Origin of the sequence: Streptomyces morookaense (assembly GCF_013030945.1) — a bacterium.
GTDB classification, from domain to species: domain Bacteria; phylum Actinomycetota; class Actinomycetes; order Streptomycetales; family Streptomycetaceae; genus Streptomyces; species Streptomyces morookaensis.
This window is the reverse complement of the sequence record NZ_JABBXF010000010.1, coordinates 184,113-209,307: the sequence shown is the minus strand read 5'-3', so window position 1 is coordinate 209,307 and position 25,195 is coordinate 184,113. Positions and strand designations below refer to the sequence as shown.

The window sequence follows — 25,195 nt, the reverse complement described above, 5'->3', positions numbered from 1 at the left end:
TTTTCCCCTCCCTGACCCGTTCTTTCAGGGGCGGAGCACCACCTTGCCCACGGTTCCCCTGGTCTCCAGCGCCCGGTGCGCCTCGGCCGCCTCGCGCAGCGGGAACCACTGCACCAGCGGCACCACGGCACCGGCCGCCGCCTGGGCCAGGGACAGGGTTTCCAGCTGCCGCATTCCGGCCATGCCCCCGCCGAACCGTTCGAGCATCGCGGGACCCAGGGCGCTGCGCGACACGATGCCCCGCGCGTCCGCCTCGGGGTCCGGCCCGGCCGGTCCGTCGCCCGCGGACCAGCCGAAGACGAGGTGGAGCCCGCCCTCGCCGAGCAGGCCGACCGCCGCCCGGGCGGCCGCTCCGCCGACCCCGTCGAAGACGACCGTCGCGGCGCGCCCGCCCAGGGCCGTACGGGCCTGCTCGGCCCATCCGCCGTCGGTGTAGTCGAGGGCGATGCCGGCGCCCAGTGCACGGACCCGCGCGACCTTGGCCGGGCCGCCCGCCAGTCCGACGACCGTGGCTCCGGCGTTCCTCGCGTGCTGCACCAGCAGCGAGCCGATCCCGCCGGCCGCGGCCGTCACGACGACGACGTCGTCCGCGGACAGCTCGGTGAAGCCGAGGATGCCGAGCGCCGTCCGCCCGGTACCGATCATGGCGACGGCCCGGTCGGCGTCCAGCCCGTCCGGGATCTCGTGCAGCCGCTCCGCGTCGGCGACGGCGGCCTCCGCGTAGCCGCCGGGGGCGGTGCCCAGGTGGGTGACGACGCGGCGGCCCAGCCACCGCGGGTCGGTGCCCTCGCCCAGGGCGTCCACGGTGCCGGCGACCTCGCGGCCGGGGACGGTGGGCAGCTCGGGCAGCGGGACGGGGCTGCCGCCCGCGTCCCCCGCGCGCAGGCTGGTGTCGAGCAGGTGGACGCCGCAGGCGGCGACGGCGATGCGGACCTGGCCGGGGCCGGGTTCGGGGGTGTCGGTCTCCTCGTACACGAGGTTCTCGGCGGGGCCGAAGGCGTGGAGGCGGACAGCGCGCATGTCGGGTTGCTCCTCGGGAGGGGGGCCGGGTGATCCGGTGATCACGAGTGTTCAACCTCAAGCAAGATCGAGGTCAAGGCCGTTGTCAGTGGCCCGTGTCACCGTGGAGGCATGAGCGCGAAGAAGACCGGTCCCCGGCTTCCCGACGTGCGGCTGCCTGCGCTGCAGCCGTACGAGGGCGTGGGGCTGGAGCCCGAAGGGGACTACGAAGGCACCGAGTTCGCGGAGACGGGGCTCGGCGGGGAGGACGGGCGGGGCGCCCGCTTCATGGACTGCGCGCTGGTCCGCTGTGTGCTGGACGGGACGCGCCTCGGCCGGGCGCGGTTCATGGACTGCGTGCTGGAGTCGGTGCGCGGCGTCGGCACGGAGCTCGCCGGCGCGTCGCTGCGCGACGTGGAGGTGCGCGAAGCCCGGCTCGGCGGGGCGCAGCTGCACGGCGCGGTCCTGGAGCGGGTGGCGATACGCGGCGGCAAGATCGACTATGTGAACTTCCGCGAGGCCGTGCTGAAGGACGTCCTCTTCGAGGGCTGCGTGCTCTCCGAGGCGGATTTCGCCGGGGCCCGGCTGGAGCGGGTCGTCTTCCGCGACTGCGTGCTGCGCCGCGTGGATCTCACGGGGGCGCGGATGACGGACGTGGATCTGCGCGAGGTCGGCGAGCTGGACATCGCGCGGGGGATCGAGGGGCTGTCCGGGGCGGTCGTCAGCCCCGCCCAACTCCTCGACCTGGCACCGGCGTTCGCGGCGCACCTCGGGGTGCGGGTGGAGGGGTAGCGGGGGCTGTCACACCCGGGGGAAGCGGGCCAGCAGGTCCCAGACGGCGGGGTTGTCGGCGAGGCCCTCGTGCATGTCGGTCAGGTCGGCGGTGAGGTCGTGCAGGAAGTCGCGGGCCTCGCGGCGCAGGACGCGGTGGTTGAAGGTCAGCGGGGGCTCGTCCGGGGCCCAGTCGGCGGTGACGTCGACCCAGCCGAAGCGGCGCTCGAAGACGAGGCAGTCGGTGGACTCGGTGAAGTCCAGCTCGGCGAACTGGGTCTTGGCGGAGCGGTTGCCGCGGGGGTCCTGGTCGAGCTGCTCGACGATGTCGCACAGGGCCCAGGCGAAGTCGAGCACGGGCACCCATCCCCAGGCTGTGGACAGTTCCCGGTCGGCCTTGACGTCGGCCAGGTAGACGTCGCCGCAGAAGAGGTCGTGCCGCAGGGTGTGCACGCCGGCGGTGCGGTAGTCCGTCTGCGGGGGGTCCGGGAAGCGGCGGGAGAGGGAGTAGCCGAGGTCGATCACGCTTCCGATGGTACGTACGAAACGCGCCGCCCGTGCTCGCGCCGCCTGGATGGCGGCGCGGGCACGGGCGCCGGGGTGGGGGGTGTCGCAGACGTTCGTGAGGAGGTGCGGGGTTACTTGACGTTGATCGCGGTCCAGGTGGCGGCGACCGTCTTGTACTCGGTGCTGCCCGAGCCGTAGAGGTCGGCAGCGGCCTTCAGGGTGCCGGTGCGGGCCGCCTTGTAGTTGGTGGTGGAGGTGAAGTACGTGGTCAGCGCCTTGTACCAGATCTTGATGGCCTTGTCGCGGCCGATACCCGTGATCTTGGACTTGTCGGCGGTGGGGCTGTTGTAGCTGAAGCCGTTGATCTTCTTCGCGCCGCTGCCCTCGGACAGCAGGTAGAAGAAGTGGTTGGCGGGGCCGGAGGAGAAGTGCGGGTCCAGGCCGCCGAGGCTGGAGGACCAGTAGTCCTTGGAACGGCCGTCCTTGCTGGGCTGGTCCATGTAGCGCAGCGGCTTGCCGTCGCCGTTGATGTTGATCTGCTGGCCGACGAAGTAGTTGGCCGGGACGGACTTGTTGTTCGCGTAGAACTCGACGGCCTTGCCGAAGATGTCGCTGGTCGCCTCGTTGAGGCCGCCGGACTCGCCGCTGTACTCGAGACCCGCGGTGGCGGAGGTGACGCCGTGGGTCATCTCGTGGGCGGCGACGTCGAGCGCGGTCAGCGGGTGGGAGTTGCCCTCACCGTCGCCGTAGGTCATGCAGAAGCAGTCGTCGTCCCAGAAGGCGTTGACGTAGTTGTCGCCGTAGTGGACGCGGGAGTAGGCGCCCTTGCCGTCGCCCTTGATGCCGGAGCGGCCGAGCACGTTCTTGTAGAAGTCCCAGGTGACCGCGGCACCGTAGTGCGCGTCCACGGCCGCCGACTGGGCGCCGCCGCCCCACACGTCGCTGGAGCTGGTGAAGAGCGTGCCCTGGCCGTCGGTGCCCTGCGCCAGGTTGTACGTCTTGTGGCCGCCGCGGGAGCCGTCGGTGAGCTCGTAACCGGAGGCGGTCTTGGTGGTGGTCAGCGGGACCTTGCCGCTGTAGGTGCTGGTGCCCTCGCCGGTCTCGATGGACTCGTGCTGGTAGAGCTTCTCGCCGGTGGCCGCGTCGGTGACGACGTGCAGCTTGCTCGGGGTGCCGTCCTTCTGGACGCCCTTGACCACGGTCTCGTACGCCAGGACCGGCTTGCCCTGGGCGGCCCAGACGACCTTGCGCGGCGCCTGCGAGTCGGTCTTGCTGTTCTGCGCGTCGGCGGCGACGCTCAGCGCGCTCTTCTTCGCCGTGGAGGGCGCCACCCGGGGGTCCGTGGTGGGCACGGATATCTCGGCGTCGGTCGCCTTGGTCACGCTGCGCGCGCCGTTCTTCGTCTCGTGCACGACCAGGTCGCCGCCGAGCACCGGCAGGCCGTCGTAGGTGCGCTCGTAGCGCGTGTGCACCGTGCCGTCCGTGTCCTTGACGACATCGCGGACGATCAGCTTCTCCTTGCTGCCGAGGCCGATCTTCGCCGCGGTCGTGGAGGCCGAGCTCTGTGCGTCCTTGACGGCCGAGGCCTTCTGTCCCGCGGACAGCGCGAGCGGCAGCCCGCCGCTGTCATGGTTCCCGGAGGCGGCACCGGCCGAGCCGGCCTGGACGCCCACGACGACCATGGCGGCGGAGGCGACGAGCGCGGCGGCGCGCAGGGAGTTCTTGCGGGAGGCGATGGTGACGCTTCTCAACTCTGTCTCCTATGAGGGGGGTTGGGGCAGCCCACGTCGGCTGCCCTGATGCAGGAGTGGTGCAGGAGCGAATTGATTCGAGCGTGCCATCGATTGCCCGTCATTGGCAGGGGCGCAACAAGGATGTGATCCGCCGTTATCCGAAGGGCGGGGCGAGGAATCCGTTATGCGGTGAACTTGGCCGTAATGGCGATGACTTGAAATGTCATCGACTGTTCAAGTGCCGGACAGTCCGTTTGGCCCCGATGTTCGGGTATCTACCGGGACGGTCCGGGCCGGAGATGACGGGGGGTGAGTCAGAGGTTACGGTCGTGCGCCGCGGGAGTAAGTGAATCGGACGGTTCCGGTTGGAAACGCGGCCGCGGCAGCCGTGCGTCCCATTCCGCGAGACGGTGTTGCAGCCGTGCGTGGCGGAATTGGTGGACGGGGCCCACTTGGCGCAGGATGCCGAGCCGGTGGGCGTCGGCGAGGAATGTCTGCAATCGCCATGGGAGTCGGCCGCGGGCCGCCAGCATGATCCGGGCCAGGGTGTAATGCGGCCAGGCGCGGGCGGCGAAGGCGAAGACCAGGGCGATGAGGCCGCCACTCAGGAGGCCCGTCGTGGCAATGGCCGCGATGTCCGCGAGCCCGCCCCCGGGCGAGCGGGTGCCCGCAGGGGTGTGCTGCGGGACGTATGCCCAGATGCAGGCACTCGGCAGCACGAACGCGGCAGCACATGCGACCCCGCTGATCAGCGAGATGAGCCGGTCCGCCCGTACGGACGAGGCGGCCGTGGCGGGATCGTCGGCACTGACCGGACGGCGCACCCAGCTCAGGGCCGCCAGCACGGAGCCGAGAATCGCTCCCACCCCGGTGCCGTACGCCCACGTTCGCGTCGAGGCAACCGGCGTGTGGGCCAGCGCGGTGGCGTACACGGTGTAAGCAGCACCGCTGATGACCGCAACGCCGGTCACCATGGTGACCGCGCCGGGCAGCCATCGGCGCGTGTGCCGCCAGGAGGCGGCGCTCCTGCTGGGCATCCGCGGAGGTACGGGCAGCCCCGTGCCGAGGAGGGGGAGCCACAGGCAGAACGCCAGAAAGCACACCTCCAGCACTGCAGGACGCATGGTGGTGCCGTTGAGAACCGCCGGTGCCGCCGTCAGCCCGCCGCACAGGGCGAGGACCGAAGCCGTGGCGACCGGGTGGCCGGCGATTCTGCTGCGGGCCACGAACGATCCGCCGATGCCCAGCACCACGATGACGACCAGGGCTCTCGGGAGGACGGCGGGCACCGGCCACCAGGCATTGCCACCCGGGACCAGCAACCCGCCCACGGCGGAGGGCAACAGAAAGACGACGGTGACCAACCCCCAAACGGCAGCGCGCCGCCAGGGTCCGGCCAGTGCCGGCACCCACCCGTACAGCTGCCACCAGGCGAGGTCGTACGTGCCGCGCCGGCACAGGCCGCCCGCGAGCCGTGCCAGCCAGCCGTGCGCCCGCTCCGGATCCAAGGCGCCCGCCGGGTCCCGCCGACGGGCGCGCCCGTACAGGGCCGGAACGAGCGCGTCCAGCAAATGGTGTTCGACGTCCGAGGGCGTGGGGAAGCGCCGCGCGTCGGCGAGTTCGGCCGGATCCCCGCCGTCGTCCGCGTACACGGCCCTGGCCAGTGCCACCATCAGCGGACTGGAGAGCGCCCGGGCGGCGGGCCCCCGCGGATGCCGGGCCAGGCGCCCGGCCAGCGCGTCCCAGCGCTGCTGGCGTGCGCCGGGCGGCGTGGCCAGCCGGAGCAGGGCGAGGGCGTCCGCGATCCGGACGGGCGCCGGCTCGACGACCGCGGCGCCCGACAGCACGCCGATGTCCGTCACCGCCTTGCGGTACTCGTCCGTGCGGCACGTCAGCACCAGCGGTGCGCCCGCGGGCAGGGTGTCGTCCAGCGCGGCGAGCACCGACGTCCGCCCCGGGGGCGGCAGTTCGTCCAGGCCGTCGAGCACGGGCACCACGCGGCGCTCGGCGATCAGGTCGTCGACGGCCGTCGCACCGTACGTCTCCGTGTCCGCCAGCGCCGGGTACTCCGCGGTGATCCGCCGCCGCAGCCAGTCCCGTACGCTCTCGCGCTCCGGGTCGAAGGAGGCGGGCGAGCACAGGACCGGCACGGGATCGCCGGGGCCGCGGGTGCGCAGCAGCGCGAGGACGAGCAGCACCGCGAACGTCGTCTTGCCCGACCCCGCCGGACCCAGCACCACCAGCCGGCGGCGGGCCAGGCCGCGGAACGCCGCCGCCAACTCCTCGGGCCGGTCGGCCCGGCACGTCACCGCGTCGCCCACGAGCTCCCGGTGGTCCCCGACGCCGGGCAGGGCGCAGTCCGCCCACACCACCGGCAGCGGCGCCGGGTCGAACAGCTGCCGCAGGACGGCCTCTTCCTCCCACTGCCGCCGCACCAGCCGGGCCAGCACCTCGGCGGCCGCGGCGACCTGCTCCTCGCCGGAGCGCCTGCGGCGGGCGTCACCACGCCAGGCCCAGGCGGCGAGGGCGCCGAACAGGCCGGTGACCGTACCCGTCATCGACGTGACGGCCTCCGTGCTCCCCGACCCCCGCCGCCACACCAGCAACAGCCCGGCGGCCGCGACGGCGCAGACCGTCCACGTGACCGCCCAACGCCATTGGCCTCGCATGCCCGGTCAACGAGCGACCACTACGGACGGTCACAACTCATGGGCGGAGCCGGGGATTTCGGTTACTCTCCGGTCGACAATCGACATCGACGATCGATAGGAGGGGATCGACGGTGACCGACGTACGCATCCACGTCTACGAGGACGGTGCGATACCGGCGGAACTCTTCGCGCAGGCCGAGGCGCTGCGCGAACAGGCCTGGCCCGGCGGTGGGCCGCACGACCCGGCCCTGCGGCCCGTCGCGATGCTGCTCGTCGCGCCGGACGGGACCGTGCCGGCCACGCTCGACATCCTCAGCAAGGACATCGTCCACGACGGCCGCACCTACCGCGCGTCCGGTCTCAGCGCGGTCGTCACCGGCGCGGCACAGCGGGGCAAGGGTCACGGGCGGCAGCTCGTGGCCGCCGCCCGTGCGGAGATGGCCGCGCGCGGCGCGGACGTAGGACTGTTCACCTGCGACCGCTCGCTACGCGGGTTCTATGGGAGCGCGGGGTGGGACGTGCTGGAGGGAACCGTGCTCATCGGCGGGACGCCGGAGGATCCACTGCCCAGCGACGCCCCGGAGTTCGACATGATCACCCTGGGCGCCTTCTTCACGGAGAGGGCGCGGCGGAACGCGGACTCCTTCCGCAACAGCCGCATCGCGCTCCACCCGGGCGTGATCGACAAGCTGTGGTGAGCGCCGTGCCGCCTACGGCTGATCGTCGGTGGGGGGCCGGTTGCCGAGCTGCTCGTCGATCTTCTGCTGTGCCGTGTCGACCTGGCTCTGGTACTTGTTCTGCGTGCGCTCGTTGAAGGCGTCGCCCGCCTTGCCGACCCCCTGCCGGGCCTGGTCCTCGTGGCCCTGCAGCAGACTCTTGAGCTTGTCGAGCATGGACATGGCCGTCCTCCTCAGGAGTGGATGACTCCTCCAGGATCACCGGGTACGCGGCGCGCCGCATCCCGGGCACGGGTCACTCGGGGTCGTGCAGCGTGGGGTCGAGCGCGGAGTCGTACACCCCCGTGCCCCGGCAGTGCCGGCACTGCCCCGCGCGCCGCACGGTCTCGGCCGGGCCGCCGAAGGGGTCGATGCCGGAGACGTACGCCGCCGCCCGCGCGGCGAAGCCGGTGCCCTGGCACCACTGGCAGGCGTACGCACCGCGGGGCGCGGGGGAGGACTTGCGGTCTGTCATGGGGGCCGTTCGTCTTGTCTCAGAGCTGGTAACCGCACTTGGGGCAGATGTACACATCACCGTGTCTGGTCATCGTCCCGCCGCACTCCCCGTTGGGGCAGGTGATGCCCAGTGGCCGGGCTATGTCGGGCTCACGCACTTCCGATCACACTCCGCTCTCACATTGACGGGCGGCGGGCTGCTGCTTCCCGTCGTCGCTTCCTCCGTGGCAACGACCTGCGTCTGCGCACCGCACTTCGGACAGTGGCGGGTGCTGTCGTCACGCTCCCGCTCCACTGCCTCCGCGATCCTCCGGAGCGCCTCGGTCGCGTCTTTGCCCATGGACCCATCTTCGCTCAACGGGCGAGCGGACCGACCACGTTTCCGGGGGAGTCGAGCCAGACGGAGTGTCCGGTCCGGGTGATGGTCAGACCGAAGCGGTCGTGCCGCGGTTCGCCCTGGCGGGCCCACCAGGCGTAGACCTCCTCCGCCTCGTCCCACAGGCGACGCGGGCCGCCCTGCCAGACGAGGGCCTCCGGCCTGTCGTCACGGAACATCACACAGGCCCAGGAGTGTGCTTCCTCGGCGTCACCCAGCCCGTGCAGCCAGACCGGCCGGGCGCCGCGCCGCTTGTACGCCACCTCCTGACGGCAGCGCGGCAGCCGGACGCCGAGCACGAACGCGAGCGCGGTGCGGTCGCAGAACTCCGCCTCCGTGACCGCCGTCATGGACACATCGCCCTCGGCGACTACGTTGCGCGGCTGCGTGGGGCACGGCGACGGGGGGAGCGCAACCGGTCCTGTGAACCGGCCGTCTGCGCGCCGGTGCGCGCCGTACCCGCTCACGGTGAGCCGGGCGAGCGCACCGTGCTCGCTGAACGGTGTCCCCCAGGGCGTGACGATCACCGTGCCGGGGGCGGCTCGTGCGACCAGTCGCACGGTGTCACCGCGCACTTCGGTGGCCTGCTGTGTCATGGGCGCACCCCCGCGGCGGCGCACTCGTCGCGGGTGGCGAGCCGCAGGGCGTGCGGGGGCGCTTCCCATTCACGGCCGCCGTCGGGACGTCTGACCTGTACGCGGGGTCCGATGTGCCCCATCACTTGCGCGAGCGTGCCGGTGCGCTGGTCGACGACGTAAGCCCCTACGCGGTAGGTCACGGAACGCCTCCTTCGGGTTGTGTGTGCCGGGTGTCCTCACAGGGTGGTGGGGCGGGGCTATGGTCGGGAGAGGGGCGCGCCGTGCAACGCGCGTGTAGAGGAGGGGAGTTACCCTGTGGCCAAGGGTGGATGGCTCGGGCAGTCCCGCATCGGCTGGGGCTTCTTCGGCAGGGAGCTGAAGCGGCGCCGCGAGGCGGCCGGGCTGACGCAGCAGGAACTGGGGATGCGGGTGTTCTGCTCTGGTTCGTACATCGGGCAGTTCGAAACGGCTATTCGCAAGCCGCAGTTGGATGTGGCGCAGCGGATCGATGTCGTGCTGGAGACGGACGGGTTCTTCGAGCGGGTGTGGGAGGAGCTGTTCAACAGCTCGCCCTATGCCGAGTGGTTCACGGAGGCCGCGTACCTGCAAGGCCTGGCTACCAGCATTTGCGAGTACGCACCGGTTTTCGTGCCAGGCCTGTTGCAGACGGCGGCGTACGCCCGTGCGGTCTTCCTGGGGGGCTTCCCCTTCGCGCCGGACAGTGAGATCGAGAAGCGCGTGGCTGCGCGCCTCGAACGCCAGCGCATTCTGCAGGACCCAACAACTCCGTTGTTGTGGGTGGTGCTTGACGAGAATGTCCTGCGGCGCAAGATCGGAGGCGCTGCGGTGATGCACGAGCAACTGATGCGCGTCGCGTCCGTGGCACACGAGCGCCGCATGGGGGTACAGGTTCTCCCGTTCGACGCGGGAGCTCCGGCGGTGGGCGGGTCGCTCACCTTGATGGCGTTCGACGACGCGCCTCCTGTGGCCTACTGCGAAGGTCACAGGACGGGCAACCTGCTGGACGACCCGGCCGTGGTGGCCCATTGCCAGCGGTCCTACGATCTTGTCCGGGCCGCGGCTTTGTCGCCGGAAGCGTCCTTGTCCTTGATCGACTCGGTGGCGGAGGAGTACGCCGATGAGCGGTGAAGTTTGGCGCAAGAGCAGCTACAGCGGTGCCGGAGACGAGAAAGGTGGCGACAACTGCCTCGAAGTTGCCGACAACATACCCGGCACCGTCCCCGTGCGGGACTCCAAGAACCCCCACGGCCCAGCCCTGGCGTTCCCCGCCGCGGCCTGGGCCGCATTCGTCGCGGGCCATGCCCGCGCCGCCGGCTACCGGCGCGCGATCCTCTGACGCCCCGCAGGGATACCGCCGCCGTGCAGCAGGTCATGGCCAAGTGGCGTGAGGGCGTGCCGGACCTGGCGCCCTTCGCGCTCGGTCGTGATCACGCCCGCCGCGCGCAAGGTGGCGGCGTGGGACGAGGCTGACGGAGAGGTGATGCGGAGGCGGTCCGCCAACTGCCCGGTCGTGCAGGAACCCTGGCCGATCGCACGGAGTGCCCGGGCCCGCGCGGAGCCGATCAGCGAGGCCAGTCCGTCCGCCTGCCGGGCCGCGGCGTAACCGTACGGCCGCGCGGCGATCGGGTAGCCCAGCACCGTCGCACGGTGCTCCGCAGGAATCACCATGACTCCGCTCTGGAGGAAGAAGTTGGGGCGGAGTGCGAGCCCGCGCCCGCCCAGGCCGAAGGTGCCGTCCCACTTGGGTCCGGCGTATCGGAGGATGCCCTCTTCGTGCCAGACGCACTGCGGATGCAGCTGGTTCAGGACGGTGCCGACACCGGCTTCGGCCGCAGTGCGTGCGCGGTGTGCGATGTCGGCCTGCAGGTGACGCTGGATGTCGGGCCAGTGCGGGGCGATGCAGGCCCGGAACAGCGCCCAGGCGCCGTCGGCGAACCGTCGCAGCTCTCGCGTGTCCGCGCCGCACGACTCCGCGACGAAGGCGGCGTCGGGAACGGCGAGGATGGAGTCGAGCTCGTCGGTCAGCCGCCGGCCGGCGGCCTCCCCGAGGACGTCCGGCACGCCTTCGAATCCGGCGTTGACCAGCTCGAACACCGGGGCGGCCCGGAGTGGCACATGCCGTCTCTCCTGGCGCCACCAGAGTTCACGGTTGACCGAGGCGCCGAAAGTAGGGGTGCTCCGCCCGTGCCACGGCGCTGAGTACGTGATCCAGGGGCGAGATGCCGAACCGGATTCTCGCCATATCGGCCACACCGAAGTGAAGTTCCAGCACCGTGACCCCCCGTTGGCCTGATGAACCCGGACTCACGATAGCGCCGTGGGTGCGACTGTCCAGGACGGTTTCGCGACTATTAGGCACTGCGTCGAACAGCTGGCGCGCAGGACGCCGCCTCGCCACGATGGGGCGACCCGAACGTCGAAGAGTGAGGGGAATCCTGTGATCAAGTTGTCGACGGCCACTCCTGCAACCGGCGTCATGCCTCTGCCGCCGGAGAAGAACGGCGTCTGCGGAAACGGTTGTTGATTCGCCCATCCAGCTCGATCCGCCGTGTGACGGCCCCGAATCCTGTGCACCGTGCGGGGCCGTCACACGGCACCCAAGTCGGCGGGGAGAACCATGTCAGTCATGCCTGCAAAGGACACCGAGCGCACCGATCCCGTCTCACCCCTCCCGCAGGAGCGGGTGAGCGACTACGTCCGGGTCAGCGACCGGGCCTATCTCCACGCCGGCCACCAGCGCGTGTGCATGGTGTACGCGACGCGCACCGGATCGATGGTCGCCGTGCCCGAGGAGGACGGCCGGCGGCTGGCGCGGGGAACACTGGAGGGGATCGGCCCCGAACTGCTCGACGGGCTCCGCGAGATCGAGGCCGTCGTCCCCGTCGTCACGGGCGGGCAGGGGGAGCTGGACACCGTTCTGGACCGTCAGCGTGCAGCCAGTGCCGACCTCGGCAGCCCGCGGTATGTGCTGCTGCCCACGACGTACTGCAACATGGGCTGCTCCTACTGCGGCCAGCAGCACACGCGTGGCCGGCTCTCCGGGCGGCACCGTGATGCCGTCGCCCGCCGCGTGCTGGCGGGGATCGAGAGGAAGACCACACGCACGGTGACGGTGAGCTGGTTCGGCGCGGAACCGATGATCGGCTACCCGATGATCCTGGACCTGAGCGCCCGTTTCACCGCGGCAGCACAGGACAGAGGTGTCGGATACGTCTCGCGCATGGTCACCAACGGCACCCTCCTCACACGTGAGAAGCTGCGCGTCCTGCGACAGGAATGCCATGTCACCCGATACGACATCACCTTGGACGGCCCGGCCCGCATCCATGACGCCCACCGGCCCCTGCGCGACGGACGCAGGTCGTTCGACCGGATCACCCGCCTTCTGCTGGAGGCCCTGCAGGACGACGCCCTCGCCGATGTGGGCTTCGTTCTGCGCACCAACATCGATGTGGCCAATGCGGATTGGGTGACCGAGTACCTGGACACCATGGCGGAACTCGGCTTCGCCGACGGCCGGGTCTTCTTCAACCTCGCCCCGGTCTACTCCTGGGGCAACGATGTATCGCGTATAGAGCTCGACCGGCGTCACTACGCGCAGCGGGAAGTCGAGTGGATGCGCCACATGCACGAACTCGGACTGCATTTCGTGGCACTGCCGACAGAACCGGAGCACGTTCTGTGCGCTGCCGTCTCGCAGTCGGTGGAGATCCACAGCAGCAGCGGGGCGATGTTCTCCTGCTCGGAATATCCGCTGGTGCCGCAACAGGAGGCAACCGGCGGGCTGGGATCGATCGAGACGATTCCCGTGCATGCGATACGCCCGCTCGGCCCCTTCGACGACTGGCACGATGCCGTCGCCGCAGGCGAGACACCATGCCATACCTGCTACTTCTTCCCGGTCTGCGGCGGCGCCTGTCCGAAGCAATGGCGCGAGGGCAACACGCCCTGCCCGCCCTACAAGTTCACGCTCCAGGAGCGCTTCGATCTCGTGGCCGAGATGAACGGGCTCACGCCCGCGCCATGTTGATCAACAAGAACTTCACGCTCCTCTGGTTCGGGCAAGCCCTCTCGCTGGTCGGCGACTACGCCTGCGGCACCGCCGTGCTGCTGTGGGCGAGCACCGACCTCCTGCGCGGCAAGCCGTATGCGCCGAGTGTCACAGCCGCGCTGACGGTGGCCGTCTCCGTCGTTCCCATCCTGGTCGCACCGGTCGCCGGCGCCCTGGTCGACCGGTGGGACAAGCAGCAGACCATGCTGCGCTCCGAGCTCTTCCGGGCTGCCGTGATCGGCCTGGTGACCCTGCTGGCGTTCCTGCCCTCCGGATACGTTCCGCCTCTGGCGCTGCTGCTGTGCGTCGGCGTCGCCGAAGCGCTGATCTATGCGGCGGCCCCCTTCTTCCGCCTGTCGCGGTTCGTCGCGATCAGCGATGTGGTGCCACCCGAGCAGCACGGCCGCGCGTTCGGCTATACGCAGACCGCCGCGGCCCTGGCCACGATCATCGGGCCGATGGCGGCCGCGCCGCTGGTGTTCACGCTCGGAGTGCGCTGGATGCTCGCCTTCGACACGCTCTCGTTCCTGGTGTCGTACCTGGCGATCCGACGGGTGCGATACGCCGCGCCGGACCGCGACATGGAAAACGGCGGGACGGCACCACGGGGACGGCTCCCGGAGCGACGCGAATTCCTTGGAGCGGTAAGGCTGTTGACCGGAAGCAGCACACTCCGGGTCATTCTGACCGCAGCCGTGCTCACCGCTGTGGGAACGGGGGCGCTGAACACGCTGGAGGTGTATTTCGTCCCGGAGAACCTGCACGCCTCGCCGGGCTGGTACGGGACGCTCGAAGCCGTCTTCGGCGCCGGGACGATCGGCGGGGCCCTGCTCAGCGGACGTCTGGGCGACCGAGCCGGGCACACCCGGGTCTTCCGGGGCAGCCTGCTGCTCTTCGGTTTCCTGTTGATCGCCTACTCACGGACCACCGACATCCCGGCCGCCCTGGTCGTCTCCGTCCTTTTCGGCCTGGCGCTGGGCGCGCTGAACACGGCATGCTCCCCGCTGATCCTCCAGGAGACGCCCCGCGACCATCTGGGCCGGGTCATGGCGGTCTTCGACCCGATCTCCCAACTCGCCTCGCTGGTCTCCGTCGCCCTCTCCGGCGTGATCGCGGGCACGGTGCTGGACGGATTCCACGGGCACTGGGCGGGCCTGGACTTCGGCCGGATCGACGTCATCTTCCTGGCGGGCGGAGTCTCCACGGTGGCTGCCGGCCTCTACTCGTTCGCGGCCCTGCGCCGGCGCCCCGCACCGGTCACGGCACCGGCCGCCCCGGCGGAGACCTCGACCGCTCCCTGAGCGTTGCCGTCCGCCGAGGGCAGGCCCGGGGTCACGGCGACGTCGCGTACCGCGTCCCCACGTTCCCCGCGTGCCATTCGTGGTTGCCCGCCATCCAGTTGTGCAGGCATCCAGTTGTGCAGGCATCCAGTTGTGCAGGTCGGCCTCGCCGTGAAGGATCACTGACCATCTCGGGACCTCAGCCGGTCCATCGTCCCGTCAGATATGTGAGGGCGAAGACGGTGGTCAGGGGTGCGGCGAGACAGAGGTAGAGAGTTGTGAAGCGTGGTCTGCGCAGGCTCCAGGCGGCCAAGGCGATCCACAGGGGCCACCACAGGAGCGTGGCGCGGGGAACGGACACGTACCAGTAGGAGGTTCCGAGGGCCCACAGGTTGAGCCCGATGTAGACCGCTTCGGGCCAGCGGCGCTGCCGGAGCAGCAGAGCGAGCAGGAGGAACCCGGCGAGCATGGCCGCCAGTTCGGCCTGGAACATGAAGGCGTACCCGGTGGCCTGGGTGCCGTCGAAGGCTCCGCTCCAGGTGTGCGACCAGGCTTCCCAGGGCGCGTGGAAGGCGCGGTCCCATCCGCGCTCCTCGGCGTGCTTCCACGCCATCCAGTCGCCGGTGTGCGCATGCAGGTACCAGGAGTACAGGACGGCGGGTACGGCGGGCAGCGCCTGCCAGAGCAGCGCCCGCCAGTGGCGGAAGGTGTGTTGGGGTCCGACGGTGACGACGAACTGCACGGCGACGGCGACGGCGAGGAAGAGACCGCTGACGCGAACGGCGGTGGCCAGAGCGGTGAGTGTGGCGGCGAGGGGCCAGTTGCCGCGCCGGGCGGCAAGCCAGGCGGGCAGGGCGAGCGCGAGGAAAAGCGCTTCGGTGTAGCCGGCGGCCAGGAATATCGCGCAGGGGGAGAGCAGGAAGAACAGGACGGTGCGCCGGCCCGCGTGCGTGTCGGGCAGGTGCAGCCGGGCGATCCGGGCCAGCGCTACGACGGCGACGGCCCCGGCGGCGAAGGATATGAGCAGCCCTGCCGCGGTCCAGTGCGGGACGACGTTGTGCACGGCGCGCAGCAGGAGCGGGAAGCCGGGGAAGAACGCTTCCCGGTTGTCCCAGTTGCTCAGCCATGGCCCGGCCCGGCCGGGGAAGTAGCCGTCGCGCGCGATGTGCAGGTAGTGGGTCCAGTCCCACTGCTGGAAGGGGGCGAAGACGGAGTCGGCCGTGTGGGTGTCCGGGGTGCGGGGGAAGAGCCACCGGGCGCAGTAGGCGGTGACCCACAGGCTTGTCCGGGTCAGCAGGTACAGCCACAGCACGTCACGGTCGGCGGGGCCCCACACAGGGAGTCGCGCCGGGACGGGAGAGTGCTGGGGGCGGCGCAACTCGGGCCATGTAACGGTCATATGGGGATCTTTCGGGCGCGCTTGGGTGTGCGGGCTCGCCCGGTGGCGGCCCGCCGGGTCACGGGGCGGGAGGCCGTGACGGGGTTGAGGGCGGCGTCGGGGGCAGGTCCGTCGGTGTCGAGCGCGGGGGAGGCGGGACGGACGTGCCGCCGGGTACGGGAGTGCTGCTCTCCGGCGGCCCGACGGTCGGTGTGGGAGACGGCTCGACGGTCGGTGTGGGCGACGGCCCGACGGTCGGTGTGGGAGAAGGGCTCGTGGCCGGTGCGGGGGAAGGGCCGGTGGCCGGACCGATGGACGGCGGCTTCTGCGGCAGCAGCACGGCCGCGGCCGCCCCGCCGCCGGCCAGGACCAGACATGCCCCCGCCGCGGCCACGGCGACCCGGCGCCGGTGTGCCCGCTTCCCCCGCTCGGCAATGCGCGCGACGGGTACCGCGCCGGCGCGGGCCTGCCCGTAGTCGGCGGCCTGCTGGAACAGCGACCGCAACGGGTCGTGGTGCTCAGTCACCGGGGAGCCTCCTCACGGCGCGGGTCCTGCAGGCGGTGGGCGAGCGCGGCCCGTCCCCGGACCAGATGTGTTTTGACGGTGCTGGCGGAGAGACCGGTCTCACCGGTGATCTGGTCCACGGTGAGGTCGCACAGGTAGTGCAGGGTCAGCGTGCGGCGCTGCTGCGGCGGCAGTGCGCGCAGCGCCTCCACCAGCGCCACCTGCTCCGGCCCGGGCCCTTCGACGTCCGGCGGGGCACCACTGCGCCGCCACGCCTCCGCGCTGCGCCGCCGGAACCGCCACCGGCTCACCGCCAGGCGCCAGGCGACCGTGCGGATCCATGCCTCGGGCTGCCCCGCGCGGTCGAGCTGCCGCCGGCGGCTCCAGCCCCTGACGAACGCCTCCTGCACGACGTCTTGGGCCTCGTGCAGGTCACCGAGCATCACGTACAGCTGTCCCGTGAGACGCGCAACCGTGTGCGCGTAGAACTCTTCGAACTCCTCGACGGTCAACAGCCACTCCACTCCCGGGTCTCTCGCTTCACGGGACATACGCCCGGTGCGGGGCATCCGGTCGACACAGGGCGCGAAGAGGCGGCGTGGCGGTTATCACGGAACCGGAAGTGGAGGATACGCGTCGGCGTGGCCGGATCGGCCGTGCGGGCGGAGCGCTCTCGCGGAACTCCCGTCACAGCGGCTCCTTATGCTCTCTCCGCACACGCGACGCGATCACGGCGCGATCATGACGCGATCACGAGAGGAAATCGGGCTCGATGGGCGAAATATCGCCGGGGGAACCGCAGTGGGTCGGCCGGTACCGGGTACTGCGGAAGCTGGGCGAGGGCGGCATGGGCCAGGTCTTCCTCGCCCGGTCGGAGGGCGGGCGCACGGTGGCCGTGAAGGTGATCCGGCCGGAGGTCGCGCACGAGCCCGAGTTCCGCCGCCGGTTCCGGCTGGAGGTCGAGGCGGCACGGAAGGTCGGAGGCGCCTGCACGGCGCCCGTGCTGGACGCCGACACGGAGGCCCCGGTGCCGTGGGTCGCCACCGGCTACGTCGCCGGGCCGGCTCACCGCGATGCAGATGCGGCGGCGCGCGGCGGGGGCCTGGCTCAGCGTGTGACGGGACGGGCCGGATCGTCCAGCCATGTGCGCTGCCCGGCAGGGTGGACGGTGATGCCGAAGCGGTTCGGGCCGGGGCGGCCGTGGCGTACGTACCAGTCGTGCGCCGCCTCGACCTCGTCCCACAGGCGGCGGGTGCCGTGCTGCCACACCGTGAACCGGTCGTTGCATCGCCCGTCGTGATCCACTGCCGCCCATGCCGTGGCGTCGGTTGTCGCGATCCACAGGCGGGTGGCCACGCCGTCCACGGCCGGTGCGTCGTGCCACGCGTACCAGAGGTCCGGGCAGCGCAGCCCGAGGGCGAACTGGAGATCCCAGTCGTCGTCGGCGACGGTCCAGGGGGAGAGGGCCGTGGACGACTCCTCGGGCCGGTGGCCGTCGCGGACGACATCGCGGAAGATGCGGAGGTTGCGGCGCTGCCCGCGCATGAGCATGAACGCGGAGTACGGCGAAAAGCGGCCCTGGGCCGTTCCGTTGGCGTGGACGGTGAGGTGGAGCAGCCCGCGGGGTGAGGACGGTGCCGCCGGGGCGCGTCTGCCGGATCCATGCCGCCGGGACGGCGCTGACGGCGCATGTGGCGATCACGTGGTCGTACGGGGCTCCGGGCGCCCACCCCTGTGCGCCGTCCGCGGTGACCACGCAGGCGGCACCGCCCAGCGCGCCGGCGGCGCGCCGGGCGAGCTCCGGGTCGACTCTCTCGGGTCGGCAATTGCGAATGCCCCGGACGGGTCCAACCCCGCCAATGTCAGGTGGCCGAACAACGCCCGGGTGAGGTTCGTCGTCGACACCAACGAGCAGGCGGACGAGCTGGGTGAGGCGCTCCAGGCGCAGGACAACACGCGGAATCGCGCCGACGCCGTGCGCGTGCTCAACCGCATCACCGGCCAGCAGGCCGAACCGGAGAACCGCACGTATCTACAGCAGGTCACGGCAGATCTGCAGCAGCAGATCAACAGCGCCGGTGTCGGCCTGGCAGCCCTCGGTGCCTTCGCCGTGCATTCCGGGCTGCGGTGAAGGCCTACGCGCTCGACTTCGCCCCGGAACGGGGTGACCGGCGAAGTGCCGTGAGCCGCCTGGGCGGTGAGCCCGTCTGGCTGGACGAACCGCAGTGGTCGCTGTCGTCGCGGGATGCGGGGCCGATGACGTTCCTGGCGCAGTTCCGCGTCCCGGAGGGACCCGCCATGGCGATGGCGTACCTGTTCATGAACATGGAGGGCGCGTACACCTGGCAGCCGGACGGCGGCCAGGACGCCCTGATCCTCATGCCGGACGGCCGGGTCCCGCCCTGGGGCAGGCAGGCACCGGTCGTCAACGGCCCGCTGCTGCGCGGCGCGGACGGCCGCGCGGTGTGCCATGAGGTCCGCCTCACTCCGGGCACGGTCGGGGAGGACTACATACAACACATCGGCAGACAGCCGAACTGGCTCCAGGGTGACGAGACGCCGGAGGGCTGGACGTTCCTCCTCCAGCTCGATTCGATGCAACTGTGCGACGTAGTAGTCAACTTTGGCGACCTCGGCGTCGGCTACGCCTTCATCAGCCCGGACCGGAGGGAGGGCAGGTTCCTGTGGCAGAGCGGGTGAAGGCGTATCGATAGGGGTAACTGCCTATTACAGCGCGGCATGGGGGGATGAGGGCTGGTGGCACAAGACGGCGGTTTGCACGACGGCGTTGATACGGCATGGCGCATACACGCTTCATTGTCAGACTGGATCGGAAGGATCGACTCCAAGGCATCGTTCGCCCTGTCCATCGAATCGGCCGCACTGGCCGGCGTGGCGGCTCTGACGAGCAGAGGCCACTGCTTCGCCCACCTCAGTGGCTTCTGGGCTGTTGGCGGTTTCTGGCTCGGCGTGGTCCTGCTCGGGCTCGCGGCCGTCGTGGCCGTGACAGTGGTCACCCCGCGCAGCCAGGCCGGTGGTGAACCAGTTTCGTCCAGTGGTGACTTCATCTTCTACGGCCACCTGCGACACTGGTCGCCGGAGAACCTTGCCGTGCGGTTGGCTGACGATGACCTGTTGCCTGCGCTCTCCCGTCAACTCGTCACCATTAGCCGGATCGCCTGGGTCAAGCACCGTCGGGTGCAGCAGTCCCTGCTCCTGGCGGTAGCGGGTGCCGTTGTGCTGGCCGTCGTCGGCATCAGCAGCTGACGCCGCCTGAGACCGTGGCAGGCTATGTCGGATGGACGATTGGAACCCCGCGGCTCACAGCTTCTGGTCACTACTGGACGAACCGAGTCGCGCTGCATTGATGGCCGTGGGCCACGTTTCTTCGTTCCCTGCCCGGACCCATCTGGTCCGGCAGCACGAGTCGTCTGGCCATGTCATCGTGCTTCGCGACGGGTGTGTGAAGGTCTACACGGACTCCGAAACCGGCTACCAGGCTGTCCTGGCCATCCGCAGTGCCGGCGACCTGCTGGGCGAGCAGGCAGGCCTCGACGGCAGGCCTCGCTCGGCGTCGCTGTACGCCCTCACCGATGTGGAGGCTTTGATCATTTCCTCCGCGCGATTCAGTGCGTTGACCAGTTCGCTTCCCGCCGTCGCCAACGCGGTAAGGCTGGTGCTTTCGAACCGGTTGCGGGATGCCGACCGGCTGAGGACAGCTGCCGGGGCGGAGCGCGTGGAGGCAAGGTTGGCGGCACTCCTCCTCGAACTGGGGGAGCTGTACGGATGTCCGGTGGACGGCGGTTCCGTGCGGATCGATCTGCCGCTGACCCAGGACGACATGGCCGGCCTCGTGCTGACATCGCGTCGCACGGTGAGCCGCATCCTGGAGGAGTGGCGAAGTCAGGGCTTGGTGGCCACCGGCCGCCAGGCCATCGTGGTCATCGCGCCTGTGGAGTTGGGCAGATGCGCGGGGGCGATGGCCAAGCGGCCCGGTCACAGCTCATCCCAGGAGTAGTCCGGCAGGTCGTACCGCCGAGCGATGGGCCTCCAGTTGACCAGGAACTTCTCCTTGGCATCCCTCGCCTTCTGTCCCTGAAGCAAGGCTGCGTTGTAGTCGGATGTCGTGGTGCCGGGCGAGCAGGTGTCACTGGCGAGAGAGTTCGCCCACTGCTGGAAGGAGTCGTCGGCGTCGGCGGACGCCTCCCACGCCTCCTTCAGCGTCGGCAGCGCCACGTCCCCGCCGTCCAGCGCGTCGGCCTTCACGTCTGACAGTCGACTGAGGAGATTGCGGCGCGCGGTGGCCGCCGCGGCGAAGGCCGAGGCGTCGTCGCCAGGTGCGCCACAGTTCAAGGCGTCCTGCACGGCGTCGTCGACCGTGCTTCGGGTGCCTTTTGCCTGGGCCAGCAGGGAGTCGATCTCTTGGGCGGTGGCCTCCGTGTCGCTCGACGTGGATGACGTGGCCGGGGCGCTGGGGCTGGATCCGCCCCCGGACGCATTCGCGCCGCTCTTGTGCACCAGGTATGCGATGAGAATCAGGACGGCCATGACAGTCAGAGACACCACAGCCCGCTTGCCCGACGAGTTGCCCGACGGCGTCGCCCGTGGGGGTGCCATCGGTGGTCGGCTCGGTGTCCCCAGCGGGGCAGCCGCGCTCGGTGTCGACCTGGGAGCAGTGGTTTGCGGTCGTGGCTGCGTGGGTGTCGCCTTTGGCCCCGTTGTCTTCGGGTCCGGTGATGCGACTGCATGACCGAGGGCCCGGTCCAGGGCGCCCAACCAATCATGCGTGGTGGGACGGTGGTCGGGGTTGTCGGTCAGGGCGTGGTGGGCGATCTGGCCCAGCTCCGCGGAGAATCCGGTGAGCGCCTCGATGTCCTTGGTGTGCTGGTCGCCCGCGAACAGGCGGACAGCCATCAGCGCGAACTTGTAGGAGTCGCCGACGACGGTGGCCTTCTCCATGTCGTCCGGAACGTTCCAGTCGGGGCTCTCTACCTGAGGCAGGACGTCGCGGCCACGCAGCCGCATCGCGTCGCAGTCGATGAAATAGCACGAGGGAGTTCCGGCAAGGCTGAACATCACGTTGGTCGGGGACAGATCGCCGACCACCACCCCGTGGTGGTGCAGACGTCCCAGCACGTGGGCCAAGTCCTTCAGCAGCTGTACGCGTTGCCGGTCTGAGAGGAATATCCCGGCCCGTTGCAGGTAGTTCGGGGAATTGAGCAAGAACTCGAACCCGGCCGGTCTGCGGTTATCCGGGTCGAAAGCGGGCTGTATGTAGTAGTTCGCGGGGAGCTGACGCATCAGGAACCCTGCTGGTCGGCCGTCTCGCGCCACCACGGCCACCGGCCATGAACTGCGCTCGCACCACCACCGACCCATGGCCGAAGGCAGCGTTGGGACGAAGTCCACCATCTTTTCCAGAGCGGCGACGTTGATGCTCTGCGGCGATGAGTACTCCTTGAAGGCCACAGGCCAGGTGCCATTGATGAGTCGTCCCTTGACCTCCCATACCTTGCCTTGCCCGCCCTTGCCGAGCGGCTCGTCCCCGAGGGTGAGCAGGTCCTGGTCGATGTAGTTCGTCATGGACTCCCCTCACTCGCCGGGCAACAGATGCCGCGGCCAGACGGCCAGCAGGGTGCGGTCGTCGTCGAAGGTCTCCCGGGAGAAGTCGAGCAGGTGGGCCACACCGTGAGTAGGCGGAGGAGTTCGCAAGTGATGCGCGAACAAATGGGCTACGTCACCCGTGCCGTCGCCCAGCGGGTCACCGAAGCCGTCGCTGCCGACCAGCAGCACGCTGTCCGGGAGCAACCTCACGTGTATGGGCTGGAGTGTTGCCGATACGCGGGGCAACGGAGTCACGGCGGACGAGAGCACATCTTCTCCGGTGGAATCCTTCGTCGTCAGCAGCCGTTCGAAATACCCGCTGCCTCTGTGGAGCAGCCAGGCACCGGAGTCCCCCGCCTGTACAAGCGACACCTCGGGAACACCATGCTGTCCCGTGCTGACTGTGCCTGCCACCAGCGTTGTGGCGTACCGTCGCTCGGCCTCCTGGCTGTGCTCCGCGGTGGCCTGTCGTCCGGCACCTGCGACGCGGGCGGCCAGTTGCCAGGCCGCCGCCCGGACGGTGCGGACCAGGTCTACCCCGTGCCCTTCGTCGAGCTGGTAGGTGAGGTCGTCAATGGCCGTTCGGCAGGCCAAAGTTGCACCGATGTACGGCTCAGTCGCTGACGACACCCCGTCGGCGACGGCAAACAGAACGGTCCCGGTGGGCTCGTGGTAGGCGACCGCCGCGTCGTCCTCGCGTGGACGACCGTCGTGGCGATGGGCGTACCCGCGCACCGATGCAAGGCGCACCGTCAGGTGCTCCGTGGACCAGCCGTCGCAGACGGCGTCGGGCCGATAGGAGATGGTCCTCGGGGGGCGTGGCTCGAACTGGAGGCAAGGGGTGCCCACGGTGATCGGCTGCCAGTCCGTACCGTTCGCCGGGTCCCGTGACGGTCCCGTCACGGGCGCGGGCCGGTACGGCGCCGGCAGCTGGAGCAGGCCGCGCGGTGCGAGGTCGTTCACCGGCTGGGGCTGGGGCTGGGGCTGGGGCTGGGGCTGGGGCTGGGGTTGTGGTTCGACGGTCGGGTCCAGGCCGCCGAGGAGGTACGGCTGCATCCATTCGTCCGTGGTTGCGCTGTGGCGTTCGGGCGATGTGTGGTGAGTCGGCTCCATGTCAGATCTCGTCGACGACCATGCGGAAGCCGGTGGGCGGCTCCACGATCAGTTCGGCCTGACCGTTGGCCATGGCGGTGCCGGAGTTGATGACGCTCTGGGTGAGCGCGGCGCAGAACGAGGAGATGGCGTCGCCGACCCGGTCGCCGTCCGAGACGAACGCGAAATTCGGGTTGGTGGCGATCAGCTGGATGGTCTGTGCATCGGCGTCGCCGATTCCGCACGAGATGATGTTGGGCGCTGCCTTGGTGACGGACCGGTCGGTCAGGCGCCGATGGGTGCTGATCCAGTCCTCATCGCTGTTGGGCAGGCCGTCGGTCATGAAGAACACGGCGGGCCGGTGCACCTTGTAGCCATCGGCCTTCAACCGGTCGACGTCCTGTGGGATGCGGTTCAGCAGTTCTTGGAAGGCTGCCTCGTAGCTCGTCGTGCCGCGGGCAATGAGCTGTGGGATCTCACTCTGCTGCCGGAGATCGACCAGAGGCATGCGCTGCACTGCGTCGTCGGCGAAGCCGAGCACCGAGAAGCGCACCTTGGCCGCGGCCATCGGCGCGGCGAGCAGCTTGAGGTGCAGGTGCGCCAAGCCCGCGTTGAGGGCCGGCATGTTCCCGTTCATGGAACCTGATTCGTCCGCCATGACGTAGATCGGCAGGAGAGTTCCGCTGTTTCCGGACACTGATGAGTCCTTCATGTCGGAGGCCGCACGGCCCTAGCGGCGGCCCAGGTGGATGAGGGGGTCAGTTGTGCGTCGGAGAGGCGGGCAGCAGGCCGGCCGGGCATTCCACGACGAGGTCCCATCCGCCGAAACGCAGCCCGCGGCCGAGGCCCAGCACGGTGTTGCACAGCAGGCGGGAAAAGCCCCTGACCTGATCGGCGACGGAGGCGTTCGACTTCCCCCGAAACGCGATCTCGGGCTGCTCTGCAATCCGCAGCACTGCGCTTGGCGTCGTGCTGCCCAGGCCGCACGCAATGACGGTGGGCGCGTAGCGGTGACCGGCCAACCGGTCCCGGGCGCTGCCCCAGACCGCCGTATCGTCGCTCGGGCCGCTTGTGCCGAGGAAGAACGCGACGGGCCGTTGGACCCGGTGACCGGATGTCTTGAGCGCGTCGACGTCGGCCGACAGCAAGGCCGTCAGTCCGTCGAAGGCGGCGCTGTAGCGGGCGCGGCCGGAAGCAGTCAGGCGGGTGAGGTGATCGACCGAGGCGACCGGCGACAACTGCGTCAGAACGTGCGACTGTTCGTTGAAGGCGAGTGCGGCCAGTCGGATACCGGCGGAGGCATCCTGGTCTGCGATGAGCGCCGAGTGCAGGTCGTACAGTGCGGCGTTCAGACCGTCCATGAACGGCTGGGCATCGGCCGAGGTGTCGATCAACAGATAGACCGGCAGCTGCCGGACGGGGGCGTCCGGGGCACCGCCGGACGGGTTGCCGTGCTGCGCGGCCAGGCCGCCCCAGATCACGGGCTTCGGAGGCTGGGGAGCAGTCGGCATCGGCGCCGCTGTGCTCGGCAGGCCAGGGGGATCGGCGAGTTGTTTCGGGGCAAGCGCTTGGAGCCCTGCGGGTACCGTGCCGCCCAGCATCGGGAGATCGGCGGGACGGATCATGTCCTTCTCCACCATGAAGCGGAACATCTGGTCCCACCGCTGCGCCTGGAGATCGGTTCGTGCCGTGTGCTCCGCCTCGGCGCGCGCCAGCAGCTCGGCCACCTGTGCGGTGTCCTCAGGGTGCATGACCAAGTGCTGTTTGAGTACGCCCTCGAGGTCGACACTCATATTTCCCAACGCCGCCTTCCGTTGGGCTTGCCGGGCCAGTTCGCCGTCTTGCTGGATGTCCAGCAACGCCTGATCCGTGCGGGCCGCGGCAACCTGTGCCTCGTGGGCGCCACGGGCTATGGCGGCCTGTCGGCGAGCCGTTGTCAGGGCCGCGATGTGGCTGCGAGCCGCCTCGTCGGGCTCGATCACTACTGAACAGTGGTAGATGGTGATGCCCTCGGGCAACGATATGCCGTGAGCGAAAAGCCGGTTCAGGTGATCCTCGGCCCCGGCCGCATCCTCGATGCCGAACCTGCGAGCTTCCGCCCGGAGCCGGGGAATCAGGTGGCTGTAGACGACGGGCAGGGCGTCGGTGACGTTGCGCCGTACGATCTCGAGCGGGTCGTGCACACGGAACCCGAGGTCGAGCGTGGCATCGAACCGGTGCGAGCCGTCACTGCAAGTGAGCGGGGAAGTGACGAGCTGGGCCTTGCGGCGGTGGTCGCCCACGCTGACCTCGAAGCGGGTCAGATACTTGCCGAGGATCTTGTCTTTCCAGGTGAGCGTGGTAGAACCGGCGAGGTCCAGTTCACCGGCGGCGGTGGCGTACACCACGGCGACATTCCGGTTGCGGGCCCGTACCGGCCCCCACTGGCTGCGTGGCACCGGCTCCACGCCGAGGATCAGCGGAAGCACGGACGTCAT

Annotated in this window: 27 protein-coding genes and 1 pseudogene; 11 read left to right on the top strand and 17 right to left on the bottom strand. The window is 70.0% G+C overall.

Going from position 1 to position 25,195, the window contains the following annotated elements:
* Positions 1 to 24: 24 nt before the first annotated feature.
* Complete coding sequence (locus HG542_RS06555) at positions 25 to 1,020, bottom strand: zinc-binding dehydrogenase (protein ID WP_171079098.1); 996 nt, start codon at positions 1,018 to 1,020, stop codon at positions 25 to 27.
* Between the two features lie 111 nt (positions 1,021 to 1,131).
* Between HG542_RS06555 and HG542_RS06550 the strand changes: the two genes are divergently transcribed.
* Complete coding sequence (locus tag HG542_RS06550; protein WP_171079097.1) at positions 1,132 to 1,791, top strand: pentapeptide repeat-containing protein; 660 nt, start codon at positions 1,132 to 1,134, stop codon at positions 1,789 to 1,791.
* 9 nt (positions 1,792 to 1,800) lie between these two features.
* Here the strand turns inward: HG542_RS06550 and HG542_RS06545 are convergent, their stop codons facing one another.
* From HG542_RS06545 to HG542_RS06535, 3 genes are all read right to left on the bottom strand, one after another.
* A complete protein-coding gene (locus HG542_RS06545) occupies positions 1,801 to 2,295 on the bottom strand; it encodes a hypothetical protein (protein WP_171079096.1) in 495 nt (164 codons plus the stop codon).
* A gap of 113 nt (positions 2,296 to 2,408) precedes the next feature.
* Positions 2,409 to 4,028, bottom strand: a complete 1,620-nt coding sequence (locus HG542_RS06540) for a M4 family metallopeptidase (protein WP_373313107.1) — start codon at positions 4,026 to 4,028, stop codon at positions 2,409 to 2,411.
* A gap of 296 nt (positions 4,029 to 4,324) precedes the next feature.
* Positions 4,325 to 6,679 carry an NACHT domain-containing protein gene (locus HG542_RS06535; protein ID WP_171079095.1) on the bottom strand — a complete coding sequence of 785 codons (2,355 nt, stop codon included), beginning with the start codon at positions 6,677 to 6,679 and terminating at the stop codon, positions 4,325 to 4,327.
* A 113-nt stretch (positions 6,680 to 6,792) separates the two neighbouring features.
* Between HG542_RS06535 and HG542_RS06530 the strand changes: the two genes are divergently transcribed.
* Positions 6,793 to 7,359 carry a GNAT family N-acetyltransferase gene (locus tag HG542_RS06530; RefSeq protein WP_171079094.1) on the top strand — a complete coding sequence of 189 codons (567 nt, stop codon included), beginning with the start codon at positions 6,793 to 6,795 and terminating at the stop codon, positions 7,357 to 7,359.
* 12 nt (positions 7,360 to 7,371) lie between these two features.
* Here HG542_RS06530 and HG542_RS06525 read toward each other — a convergent pair whose 3' ends face one another.
* The 4 genes from HG542_RS06525 to HG542_RS06510 form a co-directional block, all read right to left on the bottom strand.
* Positions 7,372 to 7,560 carry an antitoxin gene (locus HG542_RS06525; RefSeq protein ID WP_171079093.1) on the bottom strand — a complete coding sequence of 63 codons (189 nt, stop codon included), beginning with the start codon at positions 7,558 to 7,560 and terminating at the stop codon, positions 7,372 to 7,374.
* A gap of 73 nt (positions 7,561 to 7,633) precedes the next feature.
* Entirely contained in the window at positions 7,634 to 7,852 is a 219-nt protein-coding gene (locus HG542_RS06520) for a hypothetical protein (protein ID WP_171079092.1), read from the bottom strand.
* A 335-nt stretch (positions 7,853 to 8,187) separates the two neighbouring features.
* Positions 8,188 to 8,805, bottom strand: coding sequence for a methyltransferase domain-containing protein (locus HG542_RS06515; RefSeq protein WP_171079091.1), 618 nt, complete (start codon positions 8,803 to 8,805; stop codon positions 8,188 to 8,190).
* Positions 8,802 to 8,987, bottom strand: coding sequence for a hypothetical protein (locus HG542_RS06510; RefSeq protein ID WP_171079090.1), 186 nt, complete (start codon positions 8,985 to 8,987; stop codon positions 8,802 to 8,804). Before HG542_RS06510 ends, HG542_RS06515 begins: the two co-directional genes overlap by 4 nt.
* Before the next feature lie 115 nt (positions 8,988 to 9,102).
* On the opposite strand from HG542_RS06510, the gene HG542_RS06505 reads away from it, so the two are divergent.
* Both HG542_RS06505 and HG542_RS06500 read left to right on the top strand, forming a co-directional pair.
* Complete coding sequence (locus tag HG542_RS06505) at positions 9,103 to 9,936, top strand: helix-turn-helix domain-containing protein (RefSeq protein ID WP_229922548.1); 834 nt, start codon at positions 9,103 to 9,105, stop codon at positions 9,934 to 9,936.
* On the top strand, positions 9,926 to 10,144 hold the full coding sequence (locus HG542_RS06500; RefSeq protein ID WP_171079089.1) for a DUF397 domain-containing protein: 219 nt from the start codon (positions 9,926 to 9,928) through the stop codon (positions 10,142 to 10,144). The genes HG542_RS06505 and HG542_RS06500 overlap by 11 nt, the downstream gene beginning before the upstream one ends.
* Here the strand turns inward: HG542_RS06500 and HG542_RS35920 are convergent.
* Positions 10,123 to 10,923, bottom strand: a complete 801-nt coding sequence (locus HG542_RS35920; RefSeq protein WP_171079088.1) for an ArsR/SmtB family transcription factor — start codon at positions 10,921 to 10,923, stop codon at positions 10,123 to 10,125. The two genes, HG542_RS06500 and HG542_RS35920, sit on opposite strands and share 22 nt — an antisense overlap.
* Positions 10,924 to 11,434: 511 nt before the next feature.
* On the opposite strand from HG542_RS35920, the gene HG542_RS06490 reads away from it, so the two are divergent.
* Positions 11,435 to 12,838: a radical SAM/SPASM domain-containing protein gene (locus tag HG542_RS06490; RefSeq protein ID WP_171079087.1), complete on the top strand. Its 1,404-nt coding sequence runs from the start codon at positions 11,435 to 11,437 to the stop codon at positions 12,836 to 12,838.
* Positions 12,832 to 14,160 carry an MFS transporter gene (locus HG542_RS06485; RefSeq protein WP_171079086.1) on the top strand — a complete coding sequence of 443 codons (1,329 nt, stop codon included), beginning with the start codon at positions 12,832 to 12,834 and terminating at the stop codon, positions 14,158 to 14,160. Before HG542_RS06490 ends, HG542_RS06485 begins: the two co-directional genes overlap by 7 nt.
* Before the next feature lie 178 nt (positions 14,161 to 14,338).
* Here the strand turns inward: HG542_RS06485 and HG542_RS06480 are convergent, their stop codons facing one another.
* From HG542_RS06480 to HG542_RS06470, 3 genes are read right to left on the bottom strand one after another with little or no spacing between them, the layout of a single operon-like run.
* On the bottom strand, positions 14,339 to 15,538 hold the full coding sequence (locus HG542_RS06480; RefSeq protein WP_171079085.1) for a mannosyltransferase family protein: 1,200 nt from the start codon (positions 15,536 to 15,538) through the stop codon (positions 14,339 to 14,341).
* Between the two features lie 58 nt (positions 15,539 to 15,596).
* On the bottom strand, positions 15,597 to 16,043 hold the full coding sequence (locus HG542_RS06475; RefSeq protein ID WP_171079084.1) for a hypothetical protein: 447 nt from the start codon (positions 16,041 to 16,043) through the stop codon (positions 15,597 to 15,599).
* A complete protein-coding gene (locus HG542_RS06470) occupies positions 16,040 to 16,534 on the bottom strand; it encodes a SigE family RNA polymerase sigma factor (protein ID WP_171079083.1) in 495 nt (164 codons plus the stop codon). The genes HG542_RS06475 and HG542_RS06470 overlap by 4 nt, the downstream gene beginning before the upstream one ends.
* Before the next feature lie 260 nt (positions 16,535 to 16,794).
* Between HG542_RS06470 and HG542_RS34780 the strand changes: the two are divergent.
* A pseudogene (locus tag HG542_RS34780) lies at positions 16,795 to 17,088 on the top strand (serine/threonine protein kinase); the annotation flags it as partial.
* Between the two features lie 41 nt (positions 17,089 to 17,129).
* Here the strand turns inward: HG542_RS34780 and HG542_RS34775 are convergent.
* A complete protein-coding gene (locus HG542_RS34775) occupies positions 17,130 to 17,573 on the bottom strand; it encodes a hypothetical protein (RefSeq protein ID WP_229922571.1) in 444 nt (147 codons plus the stop codon).
* 334 nt (positions 17,574 to 17,907) lie between these two features.
* Between HG542_RS34775 and HG542_RS34765 the strand changes: the two genes are divergently transcribed.
* Genes HG542_RS34765 through HG542_RS06445 form a run of 4 tightly spaced genes read left to right on the top strand, consistent with a single transcriptional unit; the run spans position 17,908 to position 20,040 of the window.
* Positions 17,908 to 18,153, top strand: a complete 246-nt coding sequence (locus HG542_RS34765) for a hypothetical protein (protein WP_229922547.1) — start codon at positions 17,908 to 17,910, stop codon at positions 18,151 to 18,153.
* A complete protein-coding gene (locus HG542_RS06455; protein WP_171079081.1) occupies positions 18,150 to 18,722 on the top strand; it encodes a YwqG family protein in 573 nt (190 codons plus the stop codon). The genes HG542_RS34765 and HG542_RS06455 overlap by 4 nt, the downstream gene beginning before the upstream one ends.
* Before the next feature lie 57 nt (positions 18,723 to 18,779).
* The gene (locus HG542_RS06450; protein WP_218039004.1) at positions 18,780 to 19,289 is read left to right on the top strand and encodes a Pycsar system effector family protein; all 510 of its coding nucleotides are present in this window, start codon (positions 18,780 to 18,782) and stop codon (positions 19,287 to 19,289) included.
* Positions 19,290 to 19,320: 31 nt separating this feature from the next.
* The gene (locus tag HG542_RS06445) at positions 19,321 to 20,040 is read left to right on the top strand and encodes a Crp/Fnr family transcriptional regulator (RefSeq protein ID WP_171079080.1); all 720 of its coding nucleotides are present in this window, start codon (positions 19,321 to 19,323) and stop codon (positions 20,038 to 20,040) included.
* Here HG542_RS06445 and HG542_RS06440 read toward each other — a convergent pair.
* The 4 genes from HG542_RS06440 to HG542_RS06425 form a co-directional block, all read right to left on the bottom strand.
* Positions 20,019 to 21,605, bottom strand: a complete 1,587-nt coding sequence (locus tag HG542_RS06440) for a hypothetical protein (RefSeq protein WP_171079079.1) — start codon at positions 21,603 to 21,605, stop codon at positions 20,019 to 20,021. The genes HG542_RS06445 and HG542_RS06440 overlap by 22 nt on opposite strands.
* Before the next feature lie 9 nt (positions 21,606 to 21,614).
* A complete protein-coding gene (locus tag HG542_RS06435; protein WP_171079078.1) occupies positions 21,615 to 22,589 on the bottom strand; it encodes a protein phosphatase 2C domain-containing protein in 975 nt (324 codons plus the stop codon).
* 151 nt (positions 22,590 to 22,740) lie between these two features.
* Positions 22,741 to 23,415, bottom strand: a complete 675-nt coding sequence (locus tag HG542_RS06430; protein WP_171079077.1) for a vWA domain-containing protein — start codon at positions 23,413 to 23,415, stop codon at positions 22,741 to 22,743.
* A 61-nt stretch (positions 23,416 to 23,476) separates the two neighbouring features.
* Positions 23,477 to 25,195, bottom strand: coding sequence for a vWA domain-containing protein (locus HG542_RS06425; RefSeq protein ID WP_171079076.1), 1,719 nt, complete (start codon positions 25,193 to 25,195; stop codon positions 23,477 to 23,479).